Raw genomic sequence first — 18,970 nt, forward strand, 5'->3', positions numbered from 1 at the left:
TGCTATGGCGTTTAGCCAGATTATAAGTGAAAGCCTTGGCGGAAGGTTAAAATAAGGTTGAGCGAGGTGCTTCTAGTTGCGTTGGTCTTACGGTAAGCGTTTCTGCCAGTTCTTGTTTAAAAGCACTAAGTTTGGCGTGCAATGATTTTTGATAGTCAGGATGATCTTCGTTGGCGCGAGGTTTGAAACGCTGTAAACCTTCCCCGATGACGGTTTGTAAGGCATTGTAGCGGGCTGGGTTTTGTTGATACTCAGCGACTGCACTGTTTAATTGCTCCAGGTAGTTTTGGCGCTTTTCTGCTTCCGTTTGATAACTGAAGCACCTCAGAAATAATGCGGCAGCGCTGCTGAAGAAATCGCGCCATGAAAAGGTGTGTGCTCGTTCTTTAAGATAATCGCCAAATATTCCACTCAATTGGTCATCACGGGAGCCGAAGAATTTGGTTTTCAACGCGGTTAAACGATCATGCCGCACTCTTCTTACCGTTTCTAGGTCTTCGTCATCATAGACGCCTGAAACACCAGTCGCTTGTTGTAATGTTTTTTCGGCAGATGACAAACGAGGTTTCAAGCGTTCAATGGCTTCAAGTTGCTCTGCAATAGCTGGCTTTTTGCTGCCGGAGACATCGGTCAACAAAGAGGCGTCGACAACCGCCAATGTTTGCAATTGTTTGTGGATAGCTTCTTGTAATCTTTGTTTTTCCGGTGTTGCCAGCAACGCGAGGTTATCCGCCTGGGTTGCCAAATCCTGCATGGAGGCTGCCATTTCAGCCAATCGCTGTAATTGCAGAGCTTCTTTTTTACGGATTACTTCTGTAAGAAGTCTATTTAATGCATTATATTGCTGTGACAATTGGCCGTTTCGTTCCTTTAATTGCTGTAATTGTGCATCTAAAGTTTCTTTTTGCTCTGTTTGTTCTGGAGTGAGCGTTTCTACATTCAAAATCCTTTCGTTAAGAGATGTCCATGCGCTGTCATGGGCCGCTAATTTTCTGGTAATTTGACGCACTTGTTCTTCACAAGATCGGTCTGCAAACGTTGAAGTAGTAAGAAGGTTTTGCATTCGCGAAATCGCCGTTTCATGACGGCGAATAGCCGCCAAGGCTTCATTGGCCGACAGGCCCTCCAGCCCATCTAACAGCAGGCGCACTTCCCCTTCTCGCGCTTGCGCGTCTCTTAGTTTTAACTCCAGTTTCAACATCCGATGTTCAAATTTGGCATGAGCGTGCGCAAAATCGTGCAGATGAGTTTGTATTTCTAAATGATGCAGTTCTTGTGCTTGTCTTTCTCTGGCTTTTCGCGGTTCAATAATTTCCTGATAGCGTTGCTGTAACTTATAAAGAGTTACTTCGGATGGACTTTGTGAAACGGGTGCGACAGAAGAGGCTTGGGTAATATCGACGGTCAGTTCGGCGGCAATTTGTGTGCGTTTGGCTTGAATGTATTCCATCAGGAATTCCATGTCGCTATCAAAATCACTTTCAAAAATGGAGGTATGATGATTGATTAAATCAAGCGCATAGGTTGTATTTAAGCCATACCAGGCGCCAGCCTGGCGTTCATGTTCATACAATTCGTCGATGAACTGTCCAATTGTTTCACTGCATTCAAGGTATCGCTTTAACTCTTCCTGCGGGACGTCTTTTGCAGGAATATAGAGACTAGAACGATTTTCAATGGCTTGTGCAAACCTTGCCAGCGTTTCATCGGCGATTCTAAGCGCTTCTCGGCGGGCTGCTTCATGATGGCGTAATTGGTCAAGGGCTTCTTCAATGCCTTCAGGTTCCGTCATGCTGGCTAATGCTGCTTTTTTTTCGGCTAATTTTATGGCGGAGGCTTTTGCAATTTTAAACGTTTCCTCTTCTTTTTCTTTTGTGGCATGCAATAATTGCTCACGACCTTCACGGGTGTGTTTCGAACGAGCTTCTTCAATGGTTTGGTGTTCTCTTAATGCCGTGGTAATCAATCGCTGAACATGATCTCGTTGGGTCCTTATGGTCGTGATTTTCGCAAGCAAGTCGACGTGGGTTTTTTCCAGAGCGAGTTTGAAGGCTTCTTTTTCTGCATGTGGTGGCGGAGGAGGTAAGTCTAAATTTAGTTGATCGTCTCGGTGTTCTAAGGCCCGTTGCTGGTCGGTGAGTCGTGCACTGTATTGCCGCAACGCGGCAATTAATGCGACATAAGCTTCGCTATTTTCTGTTAAGCGCGTAAGATCATCCGTTGCACTGGCGGGCCGTACGGTATAAGCCAGCGTCTCCCCTTCACCCGTTATAAAATCGGGTACGGCAATATCTTCCATCGTTATTGCGGCTCTTAATTGTTGTTTATAAACAGCAAGTTCTCGAGCTTCTGTGAGCTTGGCAATTTGCGTTTCAAATAATTCAGTGATGCGCGTTTCATTAGTGCAAGCAGCAATGCCTTCGTCATGCAGCGTATCTAGTTCGGACTTTATGGTATTTTGTGTAACATCAATGCCAGTATTAAATAAATTCTGCCAGGCAGTAATAATCTCATGGATGGTGGCCGTTTCTGGATTTGCTAATAAGCGGTGATAATGGGAAATGATATTGGGAAAATGGCGATCCAACTCTTTTTTCCACACCGTATTAAATTGGCGAAATAGCGTGATTTGCTCTTTAAGTTGCGCAAGAACTCGGCGTCTATCAGCAATCATGGCATCGATTGCTGATACGTCGTTGGAACCTGATTCCAAAAGTTCTTTGCCGGGGCGTAGTAAATCTTGAATCGACTCTTCTCCAATGAGTTGCTGAAATTGGTCATATTGCACATGCCAGGCTGCCGTTTGTTGCCTTGCTTGCTCTCGGAATTGTACTTCCTCTTTTTGATAGGTGGTGGCTTTGGCAATGGCTTCAGGCGTGTGTGCCTCATAGATCATGAGGCGTTTCTCTAACTCTTTTTGCAGTCCCTGCAGGAGATTTGTTAATCCTTTCTCTCTGGCTTCTGGATCATTGACACCCACGACCAGGAAGCGCTGCATGGCTAATCCTGCCTGATAAGTTTTATCGTCAATGATTTTGGGCACCCAGGTTTTTTTGTCCAAATATCCAAAGGATTTTCTAAAAGCCATGAGTTGACTTGGTAAAGAGGAACGACCTTCTGCAATTTTGGTGGTAAGGTCGGCTATGTTCCATATGGCTTGCAAAACATTATCGGAATAATCAGATTTGGCAGGAGAGACAAAATCAGTGGCTTCTGAATGCAGAGATTCTGGTAATAACCTTAGGTCAGCAAAAACTTGTTTTGCATCATCCCGACCTAGTTTTGCAGTCTCATAAGAAAAGGTTTCCCCAGCTATTGCTTCCATATCTGCTTTAAGTCGATTAAGTGCCTCAGTAAACACGCTCATGGCTTCCTCAGTCTTTCAGCAATCGGTTATTTTATACTACAATCATTTTTATAAGTCACAGTATAGAAGGTAATTATTAACTTAATATTAATTTAAGATAGGATTTTAGGCCATGAATCCTGAATAAATGCATCATGCTCTATCCAGGATTATCACGGATATTTTTATAAAGAGAATAAAGCCGTTAGGAATGTATTAAATTCAATGATCGGAATCAGTGACGACTCATGTTCATGACGGGCTTTATATTCTATCAATCCTTGCTCAAGATTCCTTTCACTGATTACAAAGCGGTGAGGAATGCCTATCAAGTCATTGTCCGCAAACAACACGCCAGGACGTTCATTACGATCATCAAGCAAGACATCAATGCCACGGGATTGGCAGTCTTGATAAAGAGCTTCTGCCTTATCTTTTACTCGTGGCGCTCGATGGCTGTTGATAGGGATGATAACAAGCTGAAACGGAGCCATGGCTTTTGGCCAAATAATACCACGATCATCGTGGTGTTGCTCAATGGCTGCTGCGACAACGCGAGAGATTCCTAGTCCATAGCAACCCATAGACATGATTTGCAGCTGACTTTCTTCATTGAGAACTGCGGCATTCATGGCATGGGCGTATTTATCGCCTAATTGAAAAACGTGACCAACTTCTATGCCTCGGCAGGCGTGTAAATATCCTTTGCCATCAGGGCTTGGATCACCTTCTTTGACATTGCGTAAATCATAAGCTTCATCGTAATGGGCATCTCTTCCCCAGGCAGCATGGAGGTAATGTTTATCGGCTTCATTGGCACCGCAGGCAAATGCAGTCAGAGCAAGCGCTTGATGATCAGCGATTACTGGAATGTTAAGACCCACAGGACCAAGCGAGCCAATTGGTATACCCAAGGTATCGATAATTTTCTTGTCATTGGCAAACGACAAGGGTGATTTAATTAAAGGGTGTTTGGCTGCTTTGATTTCATTTAATTCATCATCTCCTCTTAAAACAAGAGCAATCAAAGGATGTTCCTGACCTTCAACAATTAATGTTTTAACCGTTTGCTCGGGTTTAATGTGTAAAAAATGTGCGACCTCAGCAATGGTTTTTTGTCCAGGAGTGCCCACTAAAGTCATCACTTCTTGCGGCAAAGCTGTGGCTTTAGGTGGGATAAGAGAAACGGCCTGCTCAACATTGGCAGCATAATCACTGTTGTCACTGTAAAAAATTAAATCTTCACCCGAATCAGCCAACACTTGAAATTCGTGAGAAGCTGAACCTCCGATGGCCCCTGTGTCTGCTTCTACGGCACGATATTTAAGCCCCAAACGGTCAAATATTCTACAATAAGTGTGGTACATGACGTCATAGGTGCGTTGTAAGCATTCTTGGTTTAGATGAAAGGAATAAGCGTCTTTCATAATGAATTCGCGTGCGCGCATGACACCAAATCTGGGCCTGATTTCATCACGAAACTTGGTTTGTATCTGATATAAATTGACAGGAAGTTGCTTATAGGAATGCAATTCGTTGCGCATGAGATCCGTAATAACTTCTTCATGCGTTGGTCCAAAACAATAATCACGATTATTACTGTCTCTCATGGTCAAAAGTTGACCACCAAAGGAATCCCATCGGCCTGTTTCTTGCCAAAGCTCGGCGGGTTGTACGGCTGGCATCAAGACTTCCAGCGCATTGGAGCGGTTCATTTCTTCCCGAACGATGTGTTCAATTTTGCGCAAGACCTTTAATCCTAACGGCAGCCATGTATAAAGGCCAGAGCCAAGTTTTCTGATCATCCCAGCTCTTAGCATCAACTGATGCGAAATAATTTCCGCGTCATTCGGTGTTTCTTTAAGGGTGGCATAAAACCATTGTGACGCACGCATGTTGACTCCTAGTGTTCAGAGTTTGCCTCATGGATTAGTTTATGTAATTTTTCTGCAAGCTGATTGCTATGTTTCTTATCAAAATAAGTGACTTCCGCTGAGAAATCTTTAAATTTTACCTCGCCGGTGTGGACGTCATAGACCGCACCAACCATGCTGATGTCTTCATGATTCATCATGGTGCTTAAAATCTTGCTTTCCTGATAAATATGCTGCAATGTATTGGCAATATTTAATTCCGTGACATGATAGACAAAATCACTGTTTTTGCTGGTGCGATTTTGAGCGGTTTGGGTTTCAGCGGTGATGGCAGGTTTGATTTTGGCGAGCAATTGCGTAATATGGCCTTGCTCCACATTATCGCAGGCAGCCTGAATGGCGCCGCAACGCGTATGACCTAAAACTACAATCAACTTAGCGCCGACTACATGGCAGGCGTATTCTATGCTGGCCAGTACATCGTCATTAACAACGTTTCCTGCGACCCGCACACAAAACAAGTCACCAAAACTCATATCAAAAATCGTTTCAACGGGAACTCTTGAATCAATGCAACCCAGAACCACGGCAATAGGGTGTTGAGTGGTTGCTGTGTACTTGATGTCGGTTTTTATACTGCGATGGATACGATTGTCATGAAGAAAACGCTGATTGCCTTCTTTTAATATATTTAATACCTGAGATGGCTTAAGCATGGATTGCACATCGTAGGTGGTTACATTAATAAAATCAATGTAATTATGGATAGCGTAGTGATCTTTAAAGCCAATTAGATTTAAAGACAGTTGTTTATGGGGTGCTTGTTCATTTTTAAATTCTTTAAGAAATTCAACAATTTCTTTATCGATATAATCGGAATATCGAGCATCGATAATTAATTGGGAATTTCTTGGAATTGAATCAAGTTCCGCCACCAGAGAAGCTTTATTTAAAAAAGTGGTTTGTTGCGGCAGTATCAGGCGATTGGTGACGCCGTTTGGATAAAATTCTTTGATGATGTCTAATCGTACCTGGCTGTTGGATTTTAAGATATAAAAAAGACTGACCAAAAGCCCCAAGAGTATACCCGCAAGTAAATTAAATACCACAATGCTGATGACGGTGGCAATAAATGGAATAAACCGATCTAAACCCTGACGAAAAATATTTAAATAAATGGATGGGCTTGTCAGTTTATAACCGGTGTAGATAAGGATAGCGGCCAGTGATGATAAAGGTATTTTGTTTAAAGCTTGAGGAATCAGCATCACTGCAAATAGAATAAAGAGCCCATGTAGAATGGTGGATACTTTGGTTTTTGACCCAGCCTGGATATTGACTGACGTGCGGACAATGACTGAGGTGATTGGAATGCCTCCAATCAAGCCAGAAATTAAATTACCAAATCCTTGGGCAAACAATTCTTGATCTTTCGAGCAATAGCGACGTTTGCGATCCAACTTTTCGCCTGCCTTGACATTGAGTAAGCTTTCTAACGATGCAACCGTGGCAAGAATAAAAGCATACAAATAGACTTTAGGGTTATTCCAAGCTGACCATGTAGGTGATTGCAATTGCGAGAGAAAATCGGAAAATCCATCATGTTCCGGAATATTGACTAACTGTGGCGAGTTTTGGGCAAGGTAGGAGTCACTTAAAACAAACAGCTCATTGAGAATAATACCGGCAATGACGACCACAATAGGGCCAGGAATGACTTTAAGCCATGCTATGTTGGTTTTACTGAAAAAAATTAAAATGGCGAAGGAAATGAGAGAGAGAAGCATTGCTCCACTATTGATATGAAAAGATAATTCATACAATGGTTTCAGCGTTAATCCTTCCGTTGTTTCCAACAGGTGCATTTTCAGTTCCGCCAGATCGGAAGACAGCGTGAAAGCAAGCGGCAACTGTTTAATGATAAGCAGAAGACCAATGGCACACAGTAACCCTTGGATGACGTTAGAGGGAACATAATCGGCAATAAAACCAGCCCGCAGGCTGCCCACCATGATCTGCAATAGTCCTGCCAGAGTTAAAGCCAAGAGAAATGTATTAAAGTCTCCAAGCTGTGCGATGGCTGCGAGAACCACTGCGGCCATGCCAGCGGCTGGGCCGCTGACGCTCACTTGAGAGCCACTCAAACTGCCGACCACAATACCGCCAATAATGCCGCTTAAAATGCCTGAGAACAGCGGGGCACCAGAAGCAAGGGCAATGCCTAAACATAAGGGAATGGCAACCAAAAAGACTACGATAGCGGCGATGAAATCAAATTTTAAAGCTCGCCTTTTATAAACACGTAGTTTTCGGAAGTTCGTGCTTAGAGCTTCAGTCATTGTCATTAGATTCATCTGAAGTAAGGTACGGGGAATTCTATATCAATGCAGATGATTTGTTAACCGTTTGTAGTATGCATGATTGATAGTAAACAATTATTAGGAACCGTACCGTTCATTTTGGCCCTCGTTTTTGAGAGGTTTAAGCTTCCTCATCAAAAGTAAACATCAGCGCATCTTGTTCTGAGTTATTTGCCAGTTCTTTTTCCAGAGTTTTAAAATTCCACAAGTCTTGATCCATTAACTGACTGGGTTTAATGCTTTGTAACGCATGCAGGATATTGCTTGGCACTTTTGGATTTTCTTCAGCCAATTGATCAATCAGGCGTCCTATACGCTTACGAGCCAGATTTTCCTGGGAGCCGCATAAATTGCAGGGGATGATGGGAAAATGTTGCTCCGTTGCATAGGCAATAATATCGCGCTCCTGGACATAACACATGGGTCGAATGACGATGTGTTTTTTATCATCACTCAGCAATTTTGGTGGCATGGAACGTATGTCGCCATTATAAAGAATAGACATCATCAAGGTACGAATCAGATCATCGCGATGATGGCCAAGGGCTATTTTATTAAATCCATGTTCTTCAGCGTAGCGGTAAATAATTCCACGGCGCAGTCTTGAACATAATGAGCAATAGGTTTTACCTTCCGGTATTTTTTCTTTGACAATGCTGTATGTGTCTCGAGTCAATATTTCGTGAGGAATGTTTTTTCTTTAAGCCAGTGGCGTAGAAGACTATCATTCCATCCTGGTTGAGATTGATCCAGTGTGAACGAAAACAATTCAAATTTTTTATTTGAACGAATGCGCAACGCATGCAACAAAGTTAGTAAGGTAAAAGAGTCTTTACCTCCGGATAAGCAAACCATGACCCGATCGCCACGCTGAATCATATTAAAATCAGAAATGGCTTTGCCGGTGTAATGCAATAATTTTTTTTCAATGGTAGAACAAGAAGATGTCATAACTAAAACCTGATGAACTCACTTTACGCATGCTTATTTTTGCGTAAAGCAAGCAATTTACCAAACTTACTTAGCCACTATGGCTTGCTCTTGAGGTGGAAAATGATTGACTCGAGTGGTTGTCAACCAGGAATTTACCTCTGCCAGATCGTCCACATTTAACGAACCGGCTAGGTATTTTAAATTTAAAATAGCATTAATCAAGTTATATTGATCACGTGCCAATTGTTCCTGTGCTTCAAACAGACGTTGTTGGGCTGTCACCACATCAACCATGGTTCGGGTACCGACTTGAAATTGGGCCTCAGTACTTTCTAAAGAATTTTGTTGTGAGATGATGGTTTGTCGATCAGCCTTAACTTTACTGATGCCATCCACAATGGTGTTGAAAGCAATTTGACTATTGACTGCTATCTCACGATAGGTTTGTTCTAACTTCTCACTGGTGGTTTGAAAGTCATATTGAGCTTGCCTGGTTTGCGCTTCGACTAATCCCCCTTGGTAAAAGGGGAAATTCATAGCCAAGGCAACGTTGGACGTTTGTTGATTCGAAGGAACGAAAAAGTTGCTTGCGCCGCCACTATTAGAAGTACGATTGGTATTTCCCTGAATTGAAAAGACGGGCCAATTGCCGGAAGTCTGTACTTTGATATTTTCACGGGCAGCTTGCAGGCTGTATTTGGATGATAATAATTTGTAATTTTGTTTTAAACCAGTCGCTACCCATTCATTGACATCATTAGGTTCTGGCTTGATGAGAGGGACGCGGCTGTCTCGCAATGGCGATAATTGTTCATACACATGGTTGGTCAATTTCCGCAAGTTTTCATTTTGATTGATTTGATTATTTTTGGCTGAAATGACTTCTGCAATAGATTGGTCATAGGCTGCCTTTGCTTCATACACTGAGGTAATTGCATCCAGTCCTACGTTAAAACGTTGTTGGGCTTGTTCTAACTGGCGTTTGTTGGCTCGTAATTTGGCCTCGGCGAAATTTAAAGTGTCTTTGGCAAATAATACATCAAAATAAGCCTTGGCAGTGCGTAAAATTAAATCCTGAGCAGAATCATTAAAGGTTGCAAGAGAAGCTTTAACCGAGGCTTTTGCCTGCTGGACTTTTGCCCATGCTTGATAATTGAAGATCGCTTGCGTTGCGGACAACTGCCATTGTTGGCTGTTATAGGTTTGTTCTGAAGATATGGAACCGGCAGTGACATTAATAACATTACGGCTGACCTGGGCTGTGGCGGTTAATTGTGGTAAAAGCGCAGCGCGAGCTTGTGGAATGGTTTCTGTGTTTGACATAAAAGTGCTGTACGCTGCCTTAAACGTTGGGTCGTTTTCCAATGCCTGACGATAAACATCCATTAAATCTGCTGCTTGTGCTGCGGATAGGCAATTTAAAGCCAGCAACAAACACGAAAGCGTTTTTTTCATGTACTCTTGTCCTAGAAAACAAATTCTTTGGGTTTTAATTTGTTTATTAATGGAGGTATGTTGGTTTCAAAAATTAATTTTTCTTGCCACTGATTGTTGTATCCCAACGTATGCAATTGCCCTTGCATGATTGGTTCTTTCCCAATGATGGCAAACAATTTTCCCCCCGGCAACAGCTGAAGACGATGGGTTTCTGTAAGAGCATCCAGAGCACCAGTAAATATCATGACATCATAAGGTGCTTTATCAAGCCAGCCACGGCAAGCATCTCCTGTGATCAATTCAACATTCGTACAGTGATGTTCCGTTAATTTTCGGCGAGCATTTGCTGTAAAATCGGCAAAATACTCAAGACTAATCACTTGTTTGGCTAGCCGGCTTAATAAGGCGGTTAAAAAACCTGTACCGGTGCCAACTTCCAGTACCGTTTCATTGCCATTCAATGCCAAAGCTTGCAGCATTTGCGCTTCTTCCAAGGGAGTCATCATACGCTGGCCATGTGGAAGGCTGATTTGCATGTCTGAATAAGCAAAGTGCTTATAATCGTTCGGTACAAACTCATCCCGAGGAATTGTTTTATAAAGTTCAAGAATGGATTCATCAAGCACGTCACCGGTACGTAATTGTTGCTTGATCATATTTCTGCATTCGATTTGAGTACTCATGAAGGCCCACCGCTAAATTAATGACTTAGGTTAAAACGTTGCCGTGATTTTAGCAAGAATTGAAGTAAGGTGCTATTCATGGAAAAGCATTCAATACAGGCTCTAGTTTCTTTTCCATGGTTCTTTTTCATAGTGAACTTGTCTAAAATTTGTTATTATCGCCGAATTTATTCAATCCGAAGGAGGCTGTTGTGGATGATCGTTTTATTGAATTTTTGCATACCGAGTTGGATAAGATTAAACAAGAAGGCTTATTCAAGTCAGAACGAGTCATTACCAGCCAGCAACAAGCTGAGGTTAAAGTAAATCAGGAAGAAGTCATTAATTTATGTGCTAATAATTATTTAGGACTTGCAAATCACCCTGATTTAATCGCAGAAGGCCAAAAAGCATTAGCCCAGTATGGTTATGGGATGGCTTCTGTACGTTTTATATGTGGTACACAAATGCCTCATAAACAACTGGAGAAAAAATTAGTTCTTTTCTTGGGAAAGAAGATACTATTTTATATTCGTCCTGTTTTGATGCTAACACTGGTTTATTTGAAACGTTACTAGGTCCTGAAGATGCAATCATCAGTGATGCATTGAATCATGCCAGCATCATCGACGGCATAAGGTTATGTAAAGCAAAGCGATTGCGTTATGCCAATAATGATATGAAAGATCTGGAGATGCAATTGATTGCTGCCAAGGACGCACGTTTTCGCCTGATTGCTACCGATGGCGTGTTTTCAATGGATGGCATTTTGGCTAATTTACCAGCCATTTGTGAATTAGCAAAAAAATACCAAGCGATGGTGATGGTCGATGATTCTCACGCCGTGGGATTTATTGGTGAAACCGGCCGTGGTACGCCTGAGCATTTTGGTGTGGTTAATGACATTGATATTTTAACAGGTACCTTGGGGAAAGCACTTGGCGGTGCTTCTGGCGGCTATACTTCAGCCAATGCGGTCATTGTGGAGTGGTTGCGGCAGCGTTCCAGACCATATCTTTTTTCCAATACACTGGCGCCGGTGATTGCTCACACCTCCATTGCTGTTCTTGATCTGTTGCAACGTAATAATGATTTAATAAAAAAACTGAAGCGTAACAGTCAATATTTTCGTGAGGGATTAACCAAAGCGGGTTTTACCTTGATTCCTGGTGAGCATGCTATTATTCCTGTCATGCTTGGTGATGCAGTTCTTGCCAATCAGATGGCAGAAAAATTACTGTCGGAAGGAGTTTATGTGGTGGGATTTTCATTCCCGGTCGTTCCCAAGGGAATGGCTCGCATCAGAACTCAAATGTCGGCTGCTCTTGAGCTTCATCATTTGGACAGAGCTTTATCCGCATTTGAAAAAGTAGGGCGGGAACTTAAAATTATCTAATTTTTTAGAGGAAAAAATGAAATCCTTAGTCAAAGCAAAACGTGAACCTGGCATTTGGATGGAAGATGTACCGGTGCCTGAATACGGCGTGAATGATGTATTAATAAAAATAAAAAAACCGCCATCTGTGGTACCGACATTCACATTTACTCCTGGGATGACTGGGCACAGGCTACCATTCCTGTCCCGATGACGGTAGGCCATGAGTTTTATGGTGAAATTGTTGAGGTTGGTCGGGAAGTTAAGGGGCTTAAACCAGGTCAACGTGTTTCAGGGGAAGGTCATATTACTTGTGGACTATGTCGGAATTGCCGTGCAGGAAAACGACATTTATGCCGTAATACCTTAGGCGTTGGGGTGAATCGTCCAGGCAGCTTTGCGGAATTTTTAGTCTTGCCTGCCAGTAATGTGCTGGTATTGCCGGATAATATTTCAGCGGAGCAGGCTGCAATTCTTGATCCTTTGGGAAATGCGACTCATTGTGCCTTGGCCTTTAATGTCGTCGGGGAAGATGTATTAATCACTGGCGCAGGCCCTATTGGCATTATGGCCGCCGCCATTGTCCGTCATATTGGTGCCAGACACGTCGTTATTACTGATGTTAATGATCATCGTTTGGAATTGGCGCAAAAAATGGGGGTAAGCCGAGCCATTAACGTAAAATACCAATCCATTCGTGAGGTCATGGAGGAATTGGGGATGACGGAAGGGTTTGATATTGGCTTGGAAATGTCGGGCAATCCTATGGCATTGAATGACATGGTAAAAGCAATGAATCATGGCGGGCGCATTGCCATGTTGGGTATTCCGCCACAGGAAACGCCCATAGATTGGAATCAAGTCATTTTCAAAGGGTTGATTGTTAAAGGAATTTATGGACGTGAAATGTTTGAAACCTGGTACAAGATGATAGCGATGCTGCAAAGCGGGTTGGATATTTCGCCTGTGATTACGCATCATTTCCCGGTGGCAGAATTTCAACATGCATTTCAAATTATGGCATCAGGGCAGTCGGGTAAAGTCATTTTGGATTGGTCTTAGACATTGTCAGATCCTATGTAAGTCAATGAGGTTGTTATGTCGCAATATATTTTCACGATGAACCGGGTTAGTAAAATTGTTGAAAATCAACGGTTCATTCTTAAGGATATTTCATTGAGTTTTTTGCCTGGGGCAAAAATCGGAGTATTGGGTTTAAACGGTTCCGGAAAGTCCACGTTGCTGCGCATTATGGCTGGCGTTGATAAGCAATATGAAGGGGAAGCAAGAGCACAACCAGGAATTAAAATCGGATATCTTGCTCAAGAACCTGACATTGATTTGGAGAAAACCGTACGGCAGGTTGTGGAAGAAGCCGTTATCGATATGAAACATTTGTTGGCAAAATTTGATGCCATCAGTATGCGTTTTGCCGAACCAATGAGCGATGATGAAATGACGGCTTTGCTTACTGAACAGGGTGATTTGCAGCATGCTATTGAAGTTGGCGGCGGATGGGATCTTGATCGCCGGTTGGAAATTGCTTCTGATGCACTGCGCTTGCCAGACTGGGAAACGCCAATTCATGTCTTGTCCGGAGGGGAGCGGCGCCGCGTTGCTTTATGTCGTTTATTGTTATCCAATCCAGACATGTTATTGCTTGATGAGCCCACGAACCATTTGGATGCTGAGAGTGTTGCCTGGCTTGAACGCTATCTTGAAGAATTTCCTGGCACGGTGGTGGCTGTGACGCATGATCGTTATTTTCTAGATAATGCCGCTGAGTGGATCTTGGAATTGGACCGTGGTGAAGGCATTCCCTATAAAGGCAACTACACCGCTTGGCTTGAACAAAAAAATGCACGGCTTGAAGTTGAGCAAAAGCAGCAAGCGTCACATCAGCGGGCACTTAAGGCTGAGCTTGAATGGGTTCGAACTTCGCCTAAAGGACGTCATGCTAAGAACAAGGCACGACTTGCTCGCTTTGAAGAATTGAATTCCAAGGAATTTCAGAAACGAAATGAAACCAATGAATTGTATATTCCACCGGGCGAGCGCTTGGGGGATTTGGTTTTGGAAGGGAAACATATTTGTAAAGGCTTTGGCGATCGGTTGTTATTTGATGACTTTAATTTCCATTTGCCAAAAGGGGGGGTATTAGGCATCATTGGTCCGAATGGTGCTGGTAAGTCGACCTTCTTGAAAATGATTACGGGGCAACTGCAACCGGATGCTGGTGAAATACGTATTGGTGAAACAGTGCATCTTGCTTACGTCGATCAGATGCGAGATCATCTGGATGACCATAAAACGGTCTGGGAAGAAATTACGGATGGGCATGACATCATTCAGGTTGGTGCTTTTCAAATGCCTTCTCGCGCCTACGTTGGGCGTTTTAATTTTAAAGGTTCGGATCAACAGAAAAAAATGTCACAATTATCAGGAGGGGAGCGCAATCGGGTGCATTTGGCCAAATTGCTCAAGCGTGGCGGCAACGTATTACTTCTTGATGAACCTAGTAACGATTTGGATGTAGAAACACTAAGAGCATTGGAAGATGCTATTTTAAGTTTCCCAGGCTGTGCTGTGGTAGTTTCCCACGACCGTTGGTTTTTGGATAGAATATGCACCCACCTGATTGCATTTGAAGGTGATTCGCAGGTGATCTTTATTGAAGGTGGTTATCGCGATTATGAAGAAGACAGGAAACGGCGCTTAGGTGATAAGGCAGATAGGCCATCCAGAATTAAATACCGCAGAATAACAGCTTAAACCCATATTTAGCGCCAGATGTTTATGTTTTCTGGCGCAGGTTAAGAGCCTGTCTTCATAGTCTAGCTATGCAGGACTAAAAGCCTCGATTTTCTGCGCTCTGTTACTCACATACTACGATGTATGCTGCGCTACAGTGCTCTAAAATCAAGGTTTTTAGCCTCAGCCTGGCAACTCTGAAGACAGGTTCTAAAAAACAAACTCCAGCTTAGAGGATTTTCTTTCATGAACAAGTCTTTATTGTTTGGTTTGTCAATTTCCTTGACTTTGACCGCTTGTGTTGAATTTGACGAATCTACTTATATTACTGATGATAATGGGATTGTTCATCATACAAAGCATTATTTAAGGGATTATCGCGGAAAAAATTATTTCCCGGAGCAAGTAAGAGCAACAGGTAAAAAGCAATTTGTCTTTGACCCAAAAGTAGCCGCCTGGGCAGCTTACGACGCTGAGGGGCATCGTGTCATGACAGGCAGTGGTTCTGGCGGAAAGGAATTTTGTGAAGACATTCAAAAACCTTGCCGTACGGTGACAGGTAATTTCCGAATTTACAATAAGCGTGGAGCTGATTGTAAATCTGGAGAATACCCCGTGCAGACGGAGGGGGGCGCCAAGATGCCTTATTGCATGTATTTTTATCGTGGTTTTACCATTCATGCGGCGTATGAAGTTCCCCCTTATAACTCCAGTCATGGTTGCATCCGTGTATTGCCGAGTGCTGCAAAATGGTTAAATGAAGAATTTATTGATATGGGTACGCAAGTTACCGTCTTATCTTATGAAGACGAGGACGGTGACAAAGATGAGGTCATTCCTAAACAATCAGCCCAGACTACCAATAAAGCTTAACAATTAATATGAGGAAGTATGCAATCCATCCTTCCCTTTAAAAAGGAAGGATGAAGGCGACGCTTGACAGAAGAACACTAGGGTTGTCCAGCCGGTGCTGCGTTTGATGATGCAGGTTGAGCTTGTTCTTTGGTCTCCGTGCTTCCTGTCTTTGTGCTGTCAGTGGCTGCAGGCTTAGCGGATTGATTTTCTGGCAATCTGGGGGTGGCAATCATTTGCATAATGCCAAGGTCTCCAGACACTTTTCGACCAATCAACACGTCAACGGTAAGCAGTTGAGTTAATTTTTGTTTGTCGTTCTGATAAACCACTTGCAAAGGCACGGTTACTTTCCATTGATTTTCTTTGGCTGGGGCAATTTTGATTTCTCCATCCACTTGACTGCTCACGGTTAACTTTTGTGTCTTAATGGAGTTAATATTTCCTGATTGCTCGAGTGCGGCATGAAAACCTTGCCAGCCTTGTTCAGTAAAGCAAGATTTTAGTTTTTCTAAATCCTGATCAATGCTGGTGGAATTGAAATCAAAGGATTGTATCGTTGCTTTTTCTGTCCAGGATTTAATTAGAGTAGGATCAATGTCTGTTTTTTCTGGAGGAATATGATACTCGCAATTTATGACGGCAGCTGCTTGAGGCGCGGCGGTTGTATTAGGATTTTGAGTCGTTGGCGATGTTTGTGGAGCTTGCGTGCTGGCGTTTGTTGCATTGGTTGTTGCATTATTGGTGTCCGCATACACAGGAAAACCAATGATAACCGCCAAAGCTGAATAGAGAATCGTTTTTTCATGCGTAAATTCCTTCATTAGTTAAATTTAATAATTCAGCCAGCAGGATCGCCGCCAGACGTGCGGTTCTTTGTTCTTGATCCAATGGTGGTGAAAGTTCAGCAATATCAAGGCTTATCACTTTGCCACTTTGTTTGATATATTTCAACAGGGGCAGCGCTTGCCAGGGGGTTAAGCCGATTGCTTGCGGTGCGCTGACACCTGGCGCAAAACACTCCGCAAATACGTCAAGACAAATCGATAAATAAAGATAGTCATGACGTAGCATAAAATCATCAAGAAATGCTATTTGCCAAGCAAAACCCTCATTATGAATTTGCTCAGCTGTTAAATAAGAGACCTTCCATTCTTTAGCACGCTCGAAAAGACTTTTGGTATTTGCTGCAGCCTGAATACCAAGACAACAATACTCAAAAGAAAGATTGTTTTGCTGACAATATTCTTGAATTTGCCAAAAAGGGGTTCCTGAGGTTCCCAGTCCTTCTTGGGGTGGCCGCAAATCGAAATGGGCATCGAAATTAATAATACCGATCTTAGGATAATGAGAAGCTAGACCAAGAAAATGCGGCCAGGCGATCTCATGGCCACCACCAAAGGCAAGTGTTTTATGTCCATGCTGATGGCAATGAGCAATCAGGGTTGAAAATTGATGTTGTGCTGATTCAAGATTGCCAGGCGTAGCTAGGATATTACCGACATCGAGAAATCCCATCGGCTGATGACAAGCGAGTTTGCCCAATTGGACTCGGATAGCATTTGGTCCTTCTACCGCACCGGGGCGGCCTGAATTGCGTTTAATGCCTTCATCACTGCAAAAACCCAAGATAACCGATTGCTTGCCATCTTCTATGGAATCGGATAACAGGTTCATGCATTGCACTTGCTGAAAATAACGTTCACCAGCCAGACTATCTTTTCTTCCTTGCCAAAGAGACGGTTTAGGGGGGACATAATCAGGAAGATGAGGCAACATCGTATTCTCCTTCAATGAATTTGGACAAACGCATTCCCTGACAGAAATTATAAAAACAGGGAGAAATTGGGGTCAATGTTAAAAGACATCTTGGGTAGGATATTCAAGGCTCAACGATCACCACGATTTTACCCACGGCGCGATGAGACTCACTGCGTTGGTGTGCGTCGGCAATATCCTGTCATTTATATTCACTATGATTGCTGCGTCTAGGGTGTTTTGTAAAGACCTGCCTAGTATATTTTTTAGTTTAATTTCCTTGCAGGCAAAAGGAAAAGGGGTGATGTATACTAACAAAATAAGCACCTATTAAATCATAGGCATATGGAAAGAATCTATGCAGTTATAGGTCTAGGCTACGTAGGATTAGAGCTGGCTATGGGCCTGTCAAAAACAGTAAAGGTGATTGGCTACGATAACTCTCCAGAAAGAATCGAACAACTTATTCATCATTATGATAAAAATAAAATCTTCACAAAAGAGCAATTACAACGAAGTGTTATTGAATATAAAAATAAACTGGAAGACCTTAAACAAGCTAACTTTTATATTGTAGTTGTACCGACTCCTGTCTGTCATTCCTTACCTGATTTAGAGTGTTTGATAAAGGCGACAAGAGTTTTGGCGGGGATTATCAAAAAAGGTGATATTATTGTTTATGAGTCAACGGTTTATCCAGGAACCACAGAGGAAATCTGTATAAAACTACTGGAAGATATCAGTCAGATGACTTGTGGTGAGGATTTCAATGTTGGTTATTCACCAGAACGCATCAATCCAAATGATACGGCCCATACGTTATCAACCATAGTAAAAATAGTTAGTGCTCAGAATCAAAATACTTTAAGAGAAATAGTCAAAGTTTATCAAAAAGTATCTTCTGTTTATCCAGTCATGAATATAAAAGTCGCTGAGGCCGCGAAAGTACTAGAAAACACCCAACGAGATGTCAATATTGCTTTCATGAACGAATTTGCAAGGATCATGCATGCTTTAGATATCAATGTTCAAGAGGTTCTTGATGCGGCAAAAACCAAATGGAATTTTTCTGATTATAAACCCGGTCTTGTTGGTGGACATTGTATTGCTGTTGATCCTTTATATCTTGCTTTTAAGGCGAAACAGCATGGCGTTGAGCCCAGCATGATCCTCACCGCCAGAAGAATTAATGATGATATTACTCATTTTATTATCGAGCAAATGATTAAATTGTTAATAAAAAATAGGAGTAATTTGAACTTAATAACAATAGGTATTTTGGGAGTTACCTATAAAGAAGATATTCCTGATATAAGAAACAGTTTGATGCTAAAGTTAATTAGCGAACTGGATGAGTATCAAATAAATTATGTGATTCATGACCCTCATGCGGACAAGAGTCTTCTTTTAAGTAAATATCATTTGAAGCTTGTTGATTTTGCAGATTTGCAAGAATTAGATGTTCTTCTTTTAGGCGTTGGGCATACTTTTTATCTCAACCATGGTTTGAGTAGCATCGTATCTAAATTAAAACAGCCAGGATTATTTATGGATATCCCTTCACTATTTAAAGAAGTGGATAAATCGGATTTTAAAAATATTATTTTCTGGAATTTATAAAA

At 42.3% G+C, this 18,970-nt stretch carries 10 protein-coding genes and 3 pseudogenes; 5 read left to right on the top strand and 8 right to left on the bottom strand.

Annotated features, from left to right (window positions below; translation table 11 throughout):
• Positions 1 to 46 precede the first annotated feature (46 nt).
• The 6 genes and pseudogenes from LOA_RS04410 to LOA_RS04435 all read right to left on the bottom strand — a co-directional run bounded on the left by LOA_RS04410 (position 47) and on the right by LOA_RS04435 (position 10,633).
• Positions 47 to 3,367 carry a coiled-coil domain-containing protein gene (locus tag LOA_RS04410; protein ID WP_025385305.1) on the bottom strand — a complete coding sequence of 1,107 codons (3,321 nt, stop codon included), beginning with the start codon at positions 3,365 to 3,367 and terminating at the stop codon, positions 47 to 49.
• A gap of 164 nt (positions 3,368 to 3,531) precedes the next feature.
• The gene (locus tag LOA_RS04415; protein WP_025385306.1) at positions 3,532 to 5,241 is read right to left on the bottom strand and encodes a proline--tRNA ligase; all 1,710 of its coding nucleotides are present in this window, start codon (positions 5,239 to 5,241) and stop codon (positions 3,532 to 3,534) included.
• A gap of 8 nt (positions 5,242 to 5,249) precedes the next feature.
• On the bottom strand, positions 5,250 to 7,559 hold the full coding sequence (locus tag LOA_RS04420) for a bifunctional SulP family inorganic anion transporter/carbonic anhydrase (protein WP_025385307.1): 2,310 nt from the start codon (positions 7,557 to 7,559) through the stop codon (positions 5,250 to 5,252).
• A 142-nt stretch (positions 7,560 to 7,701) separates the two neighbouring features.
• Positions 7,702 to 8,531: pseudogene (gene ttcA, locus LOA_RS04425) on the bottom strand (tRNA 2-thiocytidine(32) synthetase TtcA).
• 66 nt (positions 8,532 to 8,597) lie between these two features.
• A complete protein-coding gene (locus LOA_RS04430; RefSeq protein WP_025385308.1) occupies positions 8,598 to 9,968 on the bottom strand; it encodes a TolC family outer membrane protein in 1,371 nt (456 codons plus the stop codon).
• Between the two features lie 11 nt (positions 9,969 to 9,979).
• On the bottom strand, positions 9,980 to 10,633 hold the full coding sequence (locus tag LOA_RS04435) for a protein-L-isoaspartate O-methyltransferase family protein (RefSeq protein ID WP_025385309.1): 654 nt from the start codon (positions 10,631 to 10,633) through the stop codon (positions 9,980 to 9,982).
• A gap of 191 nt (positions 10,634 to 10,824) precedes the next feature.
• Between LOA_RS04435 and LOA_RS04440 the strand changes: the two are divergent.
• From LOA_RS04440 to LOA_RS04455, 4 genes and pseudogenes are all read left to right on the top strand, one after another.
• Positions 10,825 to 12,008 (top strand): annotated as a pseudogene (locus LOA_RS04440) (glycine C-acetyltransferase).
• 16 nt (positions 12,009 to 12,024) lie between these two features.
• Positions 12,025 to 13,049: pseudogene (tdh, locus tag LOA_RS04445) on the top strand (L-threonine 3-dehydrogenase).
• A gap of 36 nt (positions 13,050 to 13,085) precedes the next feature.
• On the top strand, positions 13,086 to 14,759 hold the full coding sequence (gene ettA / locus LOA_RS04450; protein ID WP_025385310.1) for an energy-dependent translational throttle protein EttA: 1,674 nt from the start codon (positions 13,086 to 13,088) through the stop codon (positions 14,757 to 14,759).
• Positions 14,760 to 14,984: 225 nt separating this feature from the next.
• A complete protein-coding gene (locus LOA_RS04455; RefSeq protein WP_025385311.1) occupies positions 14,985 to 15,611 on the top strand; it encodes a L,D-transpeptidase in 627 nt (208 codons plus the stop codon).
• A 77-nt stretch (positions 15,612 to 15,688) separates the two neighbouring features.
• On the opposite strand, the gene LOA_RS04460 is transcribed toward LOA_RS04455, so the two are convergent.
• Both LOA_RS04460 and hutG read right to left on the bottom strand, forming a co-directional pair.
• Positions 15,689 to 16,414 (bottom strand): DotI/IcmL family type IV secretion protein, encoded by a 726-nt coding sequence (locus LOA_RS04460; RefSeq protein WP_025385312.1) that lies wholly within the window; start codon positions 16,412 to 16,414, stop codon positions 15,689 to 15,691.
• Positions 16,395 to 17,369 (bottom strand): formimidoylglutamase, encoded by a 975-nt coding sequence (gene hutG / locus LOA_RS04465; RefSeq protein ID WP_025385313.1) that lies wholly within the window; start codon positions 17,367 to 17,369, stop codon positions 16,395 to 16,397. Before hutG ends, LOA_RS04460 begins: the two co-directional genes overlap by 20 nt.
• A 324-nt stretch (positions 17,370 to 17,693) precedes the next feature.
• On the opposite strand from hutG, the gene LOA_RS04470 reads away from it, so the two are divergent.
• Positions 17,694 to 18,968, top strand: coding sequence for a nucleotide sugar dehydrogenase (locus LOA_RS04470; RefSeq protein ID WP_025385314.1), 1,275 nt, complete (start codon positions 17,694 to 17,696; stop codon positions 18,966 to 18,968).
• Positions 18,969 to 18,970: the final 2 nt, after the last annotated feature.

Origin of the sequence: Legionella oakridgensis ATCC 33761 = DSM 21215 (assembly GCF_000512355.1) — a bacterium.
In the GTDB taxonomy this organism is placed as follows: Bacteria; Pseudomonadota; Gammaproteobacteria; order Legionellales; family Legionellaceae; genus Legionella_A; species Legionella_A oakridgensis.

Excerpts from the sequence above, each read along its gene's own strand:
- LOA_RS04410 (WP_025385305.1), bottom strand. The coding sequence starts at position 3,367 with ATGAGCGTGTTTACTGAGGCACTTAATCGACTTAAAGCAGATATGGAA.
- LOA_RS04415 (WP_025385306.1), bottom strand. The coding sequence starts at position 5,241 with ATGCGTGCGTCACAATGGTTTTATGCCACCCTTAAAGAAACACCGAAT.
- LOA_RS04420 (WP_025385307.1), bottom strand. The coding sequence starts at position 7,559 with ATGACTGAAGCTCTAAGCACGAACTTCCGAAAACTACGTGTTTATAAA.
- LOA_RS04430 (WP_025385308.1), bottom strand. The coding sequence starts at position 9,968 with ATGAAAAAAACGCTTTCGTGTTTGTTGCTGGCTTTAAATTGCCTATCC.
- LOA_RS04435 (WP_025385309.1), bottom strand. The coding sequence starts at position 10,633 with ATGAGTACTCAAATCGAATGCAGAAATATGATCAAGCAACAATTACGT.
- ettA (WP_025385310.1), top strand. The coding sequence starts at position 13,086 with ATGTCGCAATATATTTTCACGATGAACCGGGTTAGTAAAATTGTTGAA.
- LOA_RS04455 (WP_025385311.1), top strand. The coding sequence starts at position 14,985 with ATGAACAAGTCTTTATTGTTTGGTTTGTCAATTTCCTTGACTTTGACC.
- LOA_RS04460 (WP_025385312.1), bottom strand. The coding sequence starts at position 16,414 with ATGAAGGAATTTACGCATGAAAAAACGATTCTCTATTCAGCTTTGGCG.
- hutG (WP_025385313.1), bottom strand. The coding sequence starts at position 17,369 with ATGTTGCCTCATCTTCCTGATTATGTCCCCCCTAAACCGTCTCTTTGG.
- LOA_RS04470 (WP_025385314.1), top strand. The coding sequence starts at position 17,694 with ATGGAAAGAATCTATGCAGTTATAGGTCTAGGCTACGTAGGATTAGAG.